The organism is Candidatus Chlorohelix sp. (assembly GCF_037138995.1).
Classification (GTDB): domain Bacteria; phylum Chloroflexota; class Chloroflexia; order Chloroheliales; family Chloroheliaceae; genus Chlorohelix.
On sequence record NZ_JBAXHI010000001.1, the window covers coordinates 18551 to 31122 of the forward strand.

The 12572-nt window shown below is 45.1% G+C and carries 11 protein-coding genes; 6 read left to right on the top strand and 5 right to left on the bottom strand.

Going from position 1 to position 12572, the window contains the following annotated elements:
• Positions 1-20: 20 nt before the first annotated feature.
• From WCK19_RS00105 to WCK19_RS00120, 4 genes are all read right to left on the bottom strand, one after another.
• A complete protein-coding gene (locus tag WCK19_RS00105) occupies positions 21-1826 on the bottom strand; it encodes a hypothetical protein (protein ID WP_342395301.1) in 1806 nt (601 codons plus the stop codon).
• 105 nt (positions 1827-1931) lie between these two features.
• The gene (locus WCK19_RS00110; RefSeq protein WP_342395302.1) at positions 1932-2327 is read right to left on the bottom strand and encodes a hypothetical protein; all 396 of its coding nucleotides are present in this window, start codon (positions 2325-2327) and stop codon (positions 1932-1934) included.
• 63 nt (positions 2328-2390) lie between these two features.
• On the bottom strand, positions 2391-3044 hold the full coding sequence (locus tag WCK19_RS00115) for a fused MFS/spermidine synthase (protein WP_342395303.1): 654 nt from the start codon (positions 3042-3044) through the stop codon (positions 2391-2393).
• 5 nt (positions 3045-3049) lie between these two features.
• Positions 3050-4747: a fused MFS/spermidine synthase gene (locus WCK19_RS00120; protein WP_342395304.1), complete on the bottom strand. Its 1698-nt coding sequence runs from the start codon at positions 4745-4747 to the stop codon at positions 3050-3052.
• A 290-nt stretch (positions 4748-5037) separates the two neighbouring features.
• Between WCK19_RS00120 and WCK19_RS00125 the strand changes: the two genes are divergently transcribed.
• The 6 genes from WCK19_RS00125 (at position 5038) to WCK19_RS00150 (ending at position 11158) form a co-directional block, all read left to right on the top strand.
• Entirely contained in the window at positions 5038-5688 is a 651-nt protein-coding gene (locus WCK19_RS00125; RefSeq protein WP_342395305.1) for an MBL fold metallo-hydrolase, read from the top strand.
• Between the two features lie 113 nt (positions 5689-5801).
• Positions 5802-7505, top strand: a complete 1704-nt coding sequence (locus WCK19_RS00130) for a CTP synthase (RefSeq protein WP_342395306.1) — start codon at positions 5802-5804, stop codon at positions 7503-7505.
• A 444-nt stretch (positions 7506-7949) separates the two neighbouring features.
• A complete protein-coding gene (locus WCK19_RS00135) occupies positions 7950-8402 on the top strand; it encodes a zinc-ribbon domain containing protein (protein WP_342395307.1) in 453 nt (150 codons plus the stop codon).
• Positions 8403-8619: 217 nt separating this feature from the next.
• On the top strand, positions 8620-9279 hold the full coding sequence (locus WCK19_RS00140; protein ID WP_342395308.1) for an RNA polymerase sigma factor: 660 nt from the start codon (positions 8620-8622) through the stop codon (positions 9277-9279).
• The gene (locus tag WCK19_RS00145; RefSeq protein WP_342395309.1) at positions 9276-10862 is read left to right on the top strand and encodes a zf-HC2 domain-containing protein; all 1587 of its coding nucleotides are present in this window, start codon (positions 9276-9278) and stop codon (positions 10860-10862) included. The genes WCK19_RS00140 and WCK19_RS00145 overlap by 4 nt, the downstream gene beginning before the upstream one ends.
• Before the next feature lie 110 nt (positions 10863-10972).
• Complete coding sequence (locus WCK19_RS00150) at positions 10973-11158, top strand: hypothetical protein (protein ID WP_342395310.1); 186 nt, start codon at positions 10973-10975, stop codon at positions 11156-11158.
• A 136-nt stretch (positions 11159-11294) separates the two neighbouring features.
• On the opposite strand, the gene WCK19_RS00155 is transcribed toward WCK19_RS00150, so the two are convergent.
• Positions 11295-12533: an SDR family oxidoreductase gene (locus WCK19_RS00155; RefSeq protein WP_342395311.1), complete on the bottom strand. Its 1239-nt coding sequence runs from the start codon at positions 12531-12533 to the stop codon at positions 11295-11297.
• Positions 12534-12572 lie beyond the last annotated feature (39 nt).

Genomic DNA, 12572 nt, shown 5'->3' on the forward strand with positions numbered 1-12572 from the left:
AATAAAAACTACCAGAACTGCTATAACCAGCCACTGGCATGCCATTCTTCATATCGCGCCGAAAGCGCCAACGCTAACGACTTATCACGTTTTTCCAACCAGTTGAGCAATTTAGCCTGTCGTTTCTGCCCCATTTTGCGGTAAAGCCCACACAAAATGGCTTCTCTGCTCAAGCGTATATAATCCACCACCCAATGCCACACCCCCTTCATCCCGATGTTTTCAAAGGTAAGAGGGTAAACTTTAGGATAACGAATCGCAGTGCCAAAAGTAATCCGGTTATAGTCGCTCCAAAGAACTTTATCTTGAAAAAAGCGCCGGGTCAAAGCAGGTCCAAGGCGATTCAAGTTGTCGCAAAAAACGTTCATAATCCGGTTTACATCTTCAGGACGTTCATCAGCCTTGATAGGCTGCATGAAACGGCTGAACACCCAGAGTTGGCTAATATTAGTTTGGTGCGCACCGATTCTACGCAAGTCCTTTTCCTCAAGCAATTCCTCCCTGAGCGCGTGGTCAAGCAAGCGAGTCAGGCGCGGTAAATTTCTCACCTGCGAACCAAACCCACAAAAAGTAAGAGCGGATTGGGGCGAAGTAGCATCACCCACCGAGATTATCCCGCGTTTGCTGGCGCTTACCACCTCATTTTGAAAGTGTCGCGCCGGAATATAACCATACACCGGCTTGATATGCGCGAATCCTTCACCCGGTTCTTTGTACGAGCTTAAAAGCTCGAAATAACGCTCAAAAAGGTCGAGTAGGCTTTGTTTGGCAGCTTTATCAGGAGAAACGGTATCATAGTAAAATACATACACCGTCATTTCACCATGTCTGCCGGGGAATCCTTCCCAAATCAATTGCCGCCCAGATTGGGCATGTGCAACCGTCAGAAGCACATCACCAATTTCAGAGTCAACTTCTTTTTCGCCCTTGCCCGTTTTAAAGTTAATAGCGGTTGAACCAACTGTAGGGCAAACTCCATGAAAAGGTTTGCCGTTTTGAAGTACAAGCGAAAGGGGTGAAATCGAACCGAGCGCATTAACCGTCAGGCGTGCTTTATAGTATTCAAGCTCACCCGCTTGGTTTTGCACCTCCACCACCGAACGCACTTTACCCCGCTCAGTGACATAGACCTTTTTAAAGGAACGAAAATCACGAATGACTCCGCCCGCCTCTTCAAATTTGTGCCTTGCCATTTCCAACAAAGTGCCGAGGTCAATTGCGACATCCAGAACGCGGTCAAGCCATAATTCTGACGGTTTTACCCCTATATTCTTGTTATAAAAGCGTATTACCCCGCGTTTATAGCGAGAAGATACCGCTTGTTCAAGTTCTTCGCGGGTAAACAGACCGACTTCAACGAATTTTTCCAGTTCTTCATCGCTGATGTTCCACTCGCGATGGCTAGTACCTACCCGCCGTTGGTCGAAAACCAACACGCGGTAGCCCTTGCGTGCCATTACCGCCGCGCTAAACAAACCCAGCACGCCCCCGCAATATACCAAATCATATTCTTCAGTTGAAGGCGGCAAGTTGGCTTCAAAAGGAACGTATTGCAGGGTTTCACCCTCTTGCGGCATTTCACCTCTGGCTATTTTTTTCCAGCGTTCTTCAATAGCAGTGATATATGTAAGGTGCTGAAGACCGCCCTCAATTTGACGAAGGGCGGCAACAGTTTGAGGGTACTTTTGAGAAAGACTCTCCGCGAGAGTTGCAGCTTCGGATGAGCTTACTTCAGGTAAAACTGCTTCTGCTACGCAAGGTACACAAGCAGCATCTACCCTATCATCATGGTTATCTAGATATGAAGTTTTAGAGGTTAGCATCATTTTTGCCTATCAAGAGTATTAATTAGAAATATAATTATACCCTTGATAGCATCAAAGATGCTAACCCAACAGGTGAAATGTTAGAGCGGATTCTGTTAAATTTTACTAATTCCAAGGATTCTTACCATTCCGCTCATGCGGTTCTTCATCATCATCTTCTTCGTCCTCATCCCATTCATCCTCATCTTCAAGGCTAGTCTGGAATTTGTAATCTTTGAGGCTAGGAGTGAAAAAGTCAAGGCTGAAATCGCCTGCCGCACCCACCGGTTCGGTAATTTCATCCATAATCTCATCAATAACCTGCTGCACGGTAGTTTCATCCAGCGTTTCGGTAAACTCCGACCAAAGCAGCATGGTTACGAATACCATTTCCGGGTCGTAGTGAACATCCGCCTTACCGATATTAGTGGGCTGTTCATTCTCATCCATCACATCGGCATCAAATAGCGCCCATTGTTCTGAGCTACTGGTACGTACGCGCCTTTTAATTTTAATTCTCACAAATTTTCTCCTTATTGAGATAATGTCCAGTTTATTTTGCCGCTAACGCATTCAAATAATGCTTTACTTACAGTTTTTTTGCGCTAAATACAACCCCACCAACGAGAACGCCAGTAAGGCAAAAGCGAAAATATAAATGGTAAAGCGTGTACCGATAGAGGGAATAAGTAGTAGCACCGGAATAAAGGTGCCGATAATACTCCCCAGCGTGTTTAATGAAGAAATTCCTCCGGCGGTTTTACCGGCAGAGCCGATTTGCGCTACCCGTAGCCTTACCGCAAAGGGGGATACACAGCCTAACAGCGCCAAAGGTACTGCAAACAATAGCAATATGCTGAAAAGCGACCCGAAGAATATCCCACCATTGGCGCTTTTAAATGCGCTACCCACCAAATCCATTAGCGGTGAAGAAAGCGCAGGTATTAAGGCGGTAAAGATGGCTGCTATGGCAATAAGCCGATACAATACCGCAGGTTGAGGATACTTATCAGCAATACGACCACCCAGATAATAACCAGTTGCCAGAAATATCATGGTAAAACCGATTAGATTTGCCCAAATAATCAAGGAAGTGCCAAAAAAAGGGGCAATTAAGCGACTGGCGCACATCTGTATCGCCATTACCGACATGCCACATACAAACACAATTGTCAGCAGCAATGGGACGCGCATTACCGGGACTTTAGCGGGTTCTCTTTCAATGCTAATTGCGCTCATACTGCTTACTTACCTCCACCTAGCGCATAATCTAGGATAATTGTATCAATCACGCGCTCAACCGGCGCAAGGTCATCGGTGAAGAAGGCATCTGCTTTAGTCCACTCGCGGATGTCACCCTTTTCCAACGCAGTAGCGCCTACCGTTTTAATAAGGTCGTTAGAAACATATTTGGTAATATTTTCTCTGAAGTTCTCGATAGAAGTGGGTTGGTTAGTGCCGATTACCATAGTATTAAAATAACCGTCCACATTCACCAGATATACATTCGGATAGACCGTTTTCATGGTGCTTGCCAACGCCTCAACCAAACGGTAATCGCGTTTGCCGCCTGCATATTCGGGCGCACCTGCATTTACCACCGCTACACCGGTAGGAGTAAGATGGTCTCGCACTTGCTTGAAAAATTCCTGAGTAGTCAAATGGAAAGGGATGTAAGGTTGTTTGTAGGCATCCATTCCAATGATGTCATATTTTTCTTTGCTGGTAATGAGGTAATAGCGCCCATCATCGGCAATAGCTTTAAGATTAGGCTCATTCATATCAAAATACTTGCGCCCTACCTCAATAATCTCAGGGTCAACCTCAATTCCCTCAATCTGGATATTTGCGCCATAGGCACGAGTTAACTGTTTTGAAACGGTACCCGCTCCAAGACCAATCAGCATAGACCTTTTGATAGTCGTCTCTTTAATATCCTTATTAAAAAAAGGTGAAATCATGTAGTAGTCCCAAGGACCGCCCGTAAGAATACGGTTAGGGTCTTGATAGTAAATGCTGTGAACCGCCCTACCCTCGTTCAGAACCAAATCAAAGCGGAAAGTACCATCTCCAACAGGGCGTTTTACCACCTGAATATAGTTATCGGCAGACTCTTTCTCAAATACTAGCTCACCGTTTACCGCCGGACGAGTAACACCCTGTATGGTCAGAACTGCCAACGCTAGTATTATTGCCATGAACCCGGCATAAACAGGCACTCGGCGCGAGCGCAGCAAAAACAAGCCAACAGTTGAAAAAGCCAGCAATACCAGCGAAAAAGCGTACATAGTGGTGCGAGTTCCCACCAACGGAATCAGTATCAGCGCAGGTATGAAAGTACCAAGAATACTTCCAATTGTACTCAACGAGGAGATTCCGCCGGCAGCCTTACCGGTATTCGTCACATTTCGGGCGCGTAGATGAACTGCAAAGGGAGTAACGCAGCCCAACAGTATCACCGGAGCAGAAAACAGCAACAGGATACCAACAAGCGAACCGTAAAAAATCCCGCCGTTTACATTTCGGAAAGCATCATAAGCAATATCCAGAATGGGGCGCGTCAGGAAAGGAATCAAACCCATTGCTAAGCCCGCAAAAGCGGTTAATTGGTAAAGCACTTCTGGGCGCGGGAAGCGGTCTGCTAAACGCCCACCCAAATAATAACCAATCGCGAGATAAACAATTACAAAGCCAATGATATTTGCCCAGATGAGAAGCGAAGTGCCAAAATAAGGAGCAAGCAAACGGCTGGCGCACAGTTCGGTTGCCATTACCGACATACCACCCACAAATACTATTGTGAGCAAAAAAGGAGGTTTTGCCAATGCGGGGGCAGATGATCCTTCAACTAAAGCTTGCACAGCCCCGTTCCGCCCCAACGTATCCCCAAAACCGCTGGATTTGGAAGACTCGGTTCCGGCATTCTTTGGTTCTATTGCCATTTTTTTAAAATCTCCAAGAGTAAAAAATCGACACTACTTCAGGTCATTATAACCGTTAGGTATGATGCGGGCAAGCCAACCAAAGCGAAAACATTTGCTGAGCTTTTGTAGTACAATTATACATTGTGAAAAGTTCAAACAGGTTACACGATTCATAGAAAAAGAACCTTGTAACTTTAATGGAATAGAAAAATGTGGTATTATTTAGGCTATAAATTCTAATGTTTGGCTAAGCTCGTATTTGTGCGAGCAAAAAAAATCTAGAAAAAGGCGCAGTGGCATAATCTAAAATGGCAGAAATAACCTGGCTCGGTCACAATTGTTTTCGTCTTCGCAGCCGTGAAGCTACAATTGTTGCAGACCCCTATAGTAAGCGGCTTGGATATGATTTTGGAAGACCACGTGCAGATATTGTTACTATAAGCCGTCACGGGGATTCCTATGGTTTTGTTGAAGCGGTTAAGGGCGAACCTAAAGTCATTTTGGGTCCCGGTGAATATGAAATAAACGAAGTATTCATCACTGGAATTGGCTCTTATGCCGATATGGAAAAAGGCAAGTTGCGCGGCAAAAATACTATATATGTCTTTGAACTGGAAGGCATGTCAATTTGCCACCTAGGTACTCTTGGGCATCCGTTAACAGCCGAACACCTTGAGTTAATGAGCCGAATTGACATCTTGATGGTGCCGATTGGCAATCAAGGAACCATCACTGTAAATCAAGCTTCTGAAATAATCAGTGAAATTGAGCCACACATCGTAATCCCAATGCACTACCGGGTGGAAGGGTTAGATGCAGAACTGGACGATATTAGTAGGTTCAGTAAAGAAATGGGGATACAAGATATATCACCACAAGAAAAGCTAACTGTAAAGCCCTCGGATTTGCCGGAAGGCACGAAGGTCATAGTTCTAGACCATCGAAACAGTTACAAATGAGCGGCGAGAGGCGGGCTAAGTCCCGCCTCCCCCTTTTTATAAGCAGTTTAATAAGGGGGTAATGGTACGGGCGCAGCCTATGCAAAGCCTTATGGGGAAAGGAATTTGAAATAATGCCGAAATATATATTTGTTACGGGCGGAGTGGTCTCTTCGGTCGGAAAAGGCATTGCCGTAGCCAGTATTGGACGCTTGCTTAAAAGCAGGGGATTCTCGGTTAAAATCCAGAAATTGGATCCGTATCTAAATGTTGACCCCGGTACAATGTCGCCCTACCAGCATGGCGAGGTTTTTGTAACCGATGATGGAGCAGAAACCGATCTCGATTTGGGTCATTACGAGCGGTTTACCGACGAAAACCTCAGCCGCGCTTCTAATGTTACTACCGGACAGGTATATAGCAGCGTAATTGCCAAAGAAAGACGCGGGGACTTTCTAGGCGGCACTATCCAAGTAATTCCGCATATCACCAATGAAATCAAGTCGCGTATAGGGGCAGTAGCCCGCAATGGCAACCCAGACGTTGTAATCGTAGAGGTAGGCGGCACGGTTGGAGATATTGAGGGGCAACCCTTTCTGGAAGCGATTCGCCAGATGCGTAAAGATGCCGGACGTAACAACGTTTTATACATCCATCTGACTTTGCTTCCTATGATTTTGCCTACCAACGAGTTAAAAACCAAACCTACCCAGCACAGCGTCAAAGAATTGCGTAGCATCGGAATCAGCCCCGATGTTATAATCTTGCGTAGCGACCACCCAATACCGGATGAAGTGCGTTCCAAAATTGCCCTGTTCTGTGATGTGGAAATGGAAGGGTGTGTAGCTCTCCAAACCGCCAGTTCAATTTACGAAGTACCGTTGGTGTTGGAAGAACATGGGCTTGGCAATTACATCGTAGAAAGGCTAGGTTTACCAGCCCGTATCCCCGAACTGGAAGAATGGAAAAAATTGGTGGAGCGAATCCGCACCCCAAAGCGCACCGTTCGAATCGGGCTAGTCGGAAAATATGTGGCATTACACGATGCCTATCTAAGCGTAGCGGAATCGCTTCAGCACGCTGGATTGTATAACAATGTTTCGGTTGAAATATACTGGATAAACAGCGAATCTTTTGAAGGGGAACAAGGCTACAAGCGAGCGGTTGAGTTGCTCAAAAAGGTTGACGGCATTGTAGTTCCGGGAGGGTTTGGCGATCGTGGCATCGAAGGGAAAATCGTTGCATCCCGATTTGCTCGTGAAAACAAAGTCCCATATCTTGGGCTATGCTACGGAATGCAAATGGCAGTAATTGATTTTGCCCGGCACGTTGTCGGCTTAAAAACTGCAAATACCACTGAGGTGGATTCTCGCTCGATTGACCCGGTTATAGACGTGATGGCTGACCAACGCGATATTGCCGACCTTGGCGGAACTATGCGATTAGGCTTGTACCCTTGTCGTCTCACACCCGGCACTAAAACCGCTGCCGCTTACGGCAATGTAGAAGAAGTGCAAGAACGCCATCGCCACCGTTTTGAGTTCAATAACGCCTATCGTGAGCGTCTCACCAAAGCCGGACTTATTCTCAGCGGGCTTTCGCCGGATGGCAGGTTGGTAGAAGTTATCGAATTAAGAGAGCATCCTTGGTTTGTAGGCACGCAGTTCCATCCCGAATTTAAGTCAAGACCAAATCGTCCACATCCCCTGTTCCGTGACTTCATCGCAGCAACTATGAAGGTAATTCACGAAGGTGAACAGCATACGCTACCGCTTGATGAGACGCTACAGGTAACTGAAAAAGCGACTGGTTACCAACTATCTTCAATTAACTCTTAGAATCCGCTACGCTCAGCCACTAATTATGGTTGGGCGTATTTTAAAATTTAGCATTTATGCACTTCTTCATAGATTTTTAATAGAATAAAAATAGGTTGTTATAGATTATTTTAATAATTTAAGCTCAAATGTGTAAATCATATATACACAAAAAAATGAATCATCATTTAATAATAGCTGAATTTCGTCTTCTTTATCATCAGGCGAAATAAATTCTCAGAGATTTTTATTGGACTTTAACTTATAAACTATTGCGTTTTTTAAATATATGAATTATACTTTTTGCAAAGTTACAGAAATATATGTAGCACACGTTAGACTTTTACAAATTAGAGCAATGTAGCAAAGTTACAGTTAAGTGTAAAAGGTTAGGCTCTATATATGGTGAGGTTATTAGGCAATTTTTGCTCTATAATTGAACCAAACAACGGGAAAGGGTTTCTAATGATATTTGATGACATAAGCTTGATTTGCAGAGAGTGTGGCTCTGATTTTCTGTTTACCGCAGGTGAACAAGGCTTCTACCAACAGAAAGGTTTATTAAACCAGCCCGGTCGTTGCCATGAATGTCGCCAAAATAGAAAAGCAGCCTCAGCGCTAAATAACCAAGTTCTTGTACAAACACAACCGGAAATACCGCAGGTGCAAACAGATGCTCCTATATCCGGTGTAATTACCAGCACCGTTAAAGAAAATACCAAGATAAATTGTGCTGCTTGCGATAGGGAAACTACTGTTCCATTTCGCCCTAGGCTTTCTCGTCCGGTTTATTGCTACAAATGCTATAACGAAATGCGGGCTAATACTACCAGACCGCCTTCTGAATTAGCGCCGGTGGAAAAGAAGCAGGACGAAAACCACGAAGAATCAAATAAAGAGCCAGAACAGGTTCTTTAAGCAACTATCATTTATCGGGCGGGTTTAATTCAAATCACATTCCCGCCTTTCTTTACCTCAAATTCAGTTTGCCTCATTATCCCATGTCAAGTATTATTAGGAATATGTTAATATACATATAGCCTTTATATTCTTATTCTTTTTTTATTTATCGAAAATCCTTATATCCAAGGACTAAAGTCGCTAGTTTTACGACACTTTCGATAAGGTTGGCGCAATGTCGGATACTGAAAGCTTTAAGAGTGAGGGTGAAATTGGAAATGATTGGGATCCCGCTAACTTTGATGGGATTATTAATCAGTTTCAGCCTCGAATATTTCGGTTTATTTACTCTCTTGTTGGTGAAGCCGCCCTAGCCAGCGACTTAACTCAGGACACCTTCCTGAGCGCGTATCGCCATCTGATACGCCGCCACGAGATAAGTCAAAGCAGTGGTTTGCTAAGACAAAACGCTACGGATAACATGTCTGGATGGCTATATGCGATTGCTCGTAATATTGCATTTAGCGAAATCAGACGGCGTAAAATTGTCCGGTTTTTTTCATTTCGACAAAAATCTGCTATAAATCAACCAGAAAACGATTTTGACAGCTTAACAGCTACACCTACGCTTGTGCTGAGTAGTAGCCTTGAGAATCGCGCAACGCTGACCGATGAACTGGAAAGAGCCATCAAATTGGTGGGACGACAGAATCTGACCGCCTTATTGTTGCATATTGATGGGTGCAGTTACCGGGAAATCTGCGAGATTACCGGAGACTCCTTAGCCCGTGTTAAATCTCAAATCTTCCGTGCCAAAAAAAGCCTGCGTAAAGCCCTAACAGTACAAAGTACATCCAATAAATTGTTCGGAAATGAAACAGAGGAACAGCTATGAGTCAGCTAACCAAGACTCCTCACAAGCTACACCAACGTGAAGCTGAACAACTGATTTCACTATATCAAGATGGCGAAGCAAGCCCGGCACAACAGCAACAAGTGGAAGAATTTATACTAGCTTGTTCCTCTTGCCGCAATACACTCAACGAGTATAGGCTCGTAAACGCCCGACTCGGTGAATATATGGGTAATGTAGCCGTGTCGTCTGCCACAACTCTTTTAGAAAATCTGGAAAAGCAGCGCATCCCTTCCAAAATAGCGCAACCTACGCGGTTAAGATTGCCAAATAATAATGGATTCAGGCAGGTAGTGGCATATTCGGCATTATTATTAGTTACCTTAATCGGCTTTTTCCTATTAATTTACCAGACACAAAAACAATCCGAGCAAATTATACCAACTGTAACCCCTGTTCCTACCCCTATAGCAAATACGCTACAGCCTTATTCCTCCACAGCTGCGGATATTTCCCCGGTTTTAGATAAGCCGCTTATACCTTCTCCATCCGTTGCGCCCGCCAAGGTTCCGGTTGTACCTGTACCAACTAGCGTGATTAATCCGAAACCTTCTGCCAGCGTTGCTCCGACAAGCGTTTCTGATAAAACATTTGCGGCTGGATGGATCGCTTATATCGGAAAAGAGGATGGAGAAATATACCTGACTCGCAGCGACGGTTCTATTAAAGTGCAATTGAGCCAAAAAAGCGCCGAAAGTAAAGTGCAGTGGCTCCAGCTTGTGTGGTCTAACAACTCGAAGGGGCTTGCAGCGGTCGGTTACCAGATAGATAACCGCAAATACGGTATTTACCGATTCAGGGTTGATAATCCACCTGTGGCGCAAGCAGCCCCAGATAATTTTGTGGGAGAGGGAATAGCTCCAGTCTGGTCACCGAGCGATTCAAAAATAACCTTCCTAGCTGGTCCAATAAGAGATTCAGGAAACGGCATACTCAAGGGGCAACCGGCGTTATTGGACATGAAAAATAGCGCAGCTTTGATTTTGAATCAGGAATATACTACGCTGACACCGCAATGGTTTGACGATGAAAAGCGCGTGCTGTTAGGACAAAACCGAGTAGTAAAACTTGATGGTTCTGCGATTGGCTCGTTTGATATTTTCGATAACCTTTGTGTGGCGGCTAGTCTCTCGCCCAAAGGCAATAAACTGGTGGTACTTGAATATACAGGCTCCGGGTTTCGTCCGGTTCTGTACGATTTAAATCAAGGCATAACAGGGGTTTTGAAACCGACTTTCACCTTCAAAACAATTTTTACAGGAAGCCTAGGTAGAGGAACTGATTGCGGCTCTAACAGAATTGCATGGACTTCAGACAGTTCTGGATTCTACTTTTATATGACAGAAGGAGGGTTGCCGCAAACATGCTGGGCTAATCCTGCTTCAGGGCAATTTCAGTGCCTTAGAAACGTTATTAATCCCGGCTTTTCCTTCGATGCCTCAGCCTATGCCGATTTTAACCCCCAAACCGGGCAGATTTATACTGCTCTATTTGGAGATAGACCTTCTAACCCGCGAATAATTGCCGAAAGCAAGGTTCCGCCCGTCTGGCAACCGGGTTTATAAATACTTGCTTTTAATCAAGCGGAGAGCTATAATGTTCTTTGCCCCGATAACGCCAAAGTGGTTATCGGGCTTTGTTTGCGCTTAACCTCAATCAGGAGTAGGGAACTAAAATGGCAAAAGACGTAAAGCTTTCAAAAACAGTGCCTACAGGTCAGAATGTAAACCTGCCTACCGGACACAACTGCGAAAAGTGCGGAAATATGACCACTGAACGCACTCTGCAAGTGGTAAAGACGCTCAAGCCGGATGGCAGTAGGCAGACTAACTTCTTCCACCGCGACTGCACCAAATACTAGTCGCCTGAGTTTTAAAATGAAGAAAGAGGGGTTATTTTTGCCCCTCTTTTTTTTATACAATCGCAGCAGGTTTTTAAACTGCGGGAGGGTTTATGCAACCCTCCACCAATACCCATTACCCTGATTTAGACTTGTTTTATCTAGCTTTGATTGTAACGACCGGACCGGGGGTAGCAGGAAGCTCAGTAGAAGCATTTTCCGACCTATTTCTGGAAGCTTGTGCGTGACGTGGCTTTTTACCCCAATCCGTTTCAGCACAATAACGGAACAAAGTGTTAAAAAATTCGCGCACACTTGGAGCTACGATTCCGGCATCTTCCAACAGCACCGCAGTTTTGCTGTTATCAAATTCGAGCCGCATACCGAGATACGGATAATACGGTGAACCTAATTTTATGGTCTTATAAGTGCGTTCGTCCAGCAGGTATTTACCAATCGGACCACTCAACAAATTTACGAAGCGTGGGTCAACCACAATAGGCTTTTTGACATTGAAGTAAGAAAGCGCGGCTTTAGCAACCTCCCGTACTGTTACAAGGTTAGAACGACCGGCTGTAAGATGATAAGTATTGCCAACCGTTTGAGGTAAGTTGCACATGTAAGCAGCGCCCGAAGCTACATAATCCACCGGCACAAGGTCAACCCTGCAATGTTTATTGGCAGGCATTACGCGCATCTGGTTGTTGGCATAAGCACGCAAGGGCCAGTAGAAAGCCTTATAATTGATTGTTTCGCCTGTTCGGGAATCTCCTACAATAATGCTGGGGCGCATTATGGAAGCGGGCAAGTCATTCATTGCGGCACGCACCAGTAGCTCGGCTTCATATTTCGTCTGCTCGTAAGTGTTATGGAAGCCGGCTTTATGTTCAAGCTCGTCTTCGTATGCCACACCGCGACGTTTTCCGGCAACATAAGAAGTGCTGATGTAGTTAAACCGACCTTCATTACCGGCTTTTCTGGCAGCCCGTGCCAAATCAAGAACGTGGGAGGTGCCTTCCAGATTTATTCGACGTGCATCGTTAAGAGGCTGATCAAACCTTACACCCGCTGCGCAGTGCATAACCTGCCTGGTACGAGAAGCTAGATCATCCCATGCTTCTGAGGACAAGCCTAAGCGCAATAGGGTAATATCGCCATCTAGCACGCTCAAGCGGCTCAATTTCTTTTCCAAATCCTCACCGGTAAAATGGCGGCGCACAATGGAAGTGATACGCCTTTCAGCGGTAGCTTCTTTGTTTCCACGCGAAACCACTACCAAATGAAAATCAGGTTGCCTTTCCAACATTTGGCATAATAATTCCTGACCTAAAGCGCCGGTTGCGCCGGTAAGAATACACAAATTCCCCTCAGGTAATTGAGGTAATTTACTAACCATAGTCCGCAATCCTTTCTGCCACCGGCATCAAGTGGCAAG

Bases quoted from the DNA above. Each gene is read 5' to 3' on its own strand.
- WCK19_RS00105 (WP_342395301.1), bottom strand. From the start codon at position 1,826: ATGATGCTAACCTCTAAAACTTCATATCTAGATAACCATGATGATAGG.
- WCK19_RS00115 (WP_342395303.1), bottom strand. From the start codon at position 3,044: ATGAGCGCAATTAGCATTGAAAGAGAACCCGCTAAAGTCCCGGTAATG.
- WCK19_RS00120 (WP_342395304.1), bottom strand. From the start codon at position 4,747: ATGGCAATAGAACCAAAGAATGCCGGAACCGAGTCTTCCAAATCCAGC.
- WCK19_RS00125 (WP_342395305.1), top strand. From the start codon at position 5,038: ATGGCAGAAATAACCTGGCTCGGTCACAATTGTTTTCGTCTTCGCAGC.
- WCK19_RS00130 (WP_342395306.1), top strand. From the start codon at position 5,802: ATGCCGAAATATATATTTGTTACGGGCGGAGTGGTCTCTTCGGTCGGA.
- WCK19_RS00135 (WP_342395307.1), top strand. From the start codon at position 7,950: ATGATATTTGATGACATAAGCTTGATTTGCAGAGAGTGTGGCTCTGAT.
- WCK19_RS00140 (WP_342395308.1), top strand. From the start codon at position 8,620: ATGTCGGATACTGAAAGCTTTAAGAGTGAGGGTGAAATTGGAAATGAT.
- WCK19_RS00145 (WP_342395309.1), top strand. From the start codon at position 9,276: ATGAGTCAGCTAACCAAGACTCCTCACAAGCTACACCAACGTGAAGCT.
- WCK19_RS00150 (WP_342395310.1), top strand. From the start codon at position 10,973: ATGGCAAAAGACGTAAAGCTTTCAAAAACAGTGCCTACAGGTCAGAAT.
- WCK19_RS00155 (WP_342395311.1), bottom strand. From the start codon at position 12,533: ATGGTTAGTAAATTACCTCAATTACCTGAGGGGAATTTGTGTATTCTT.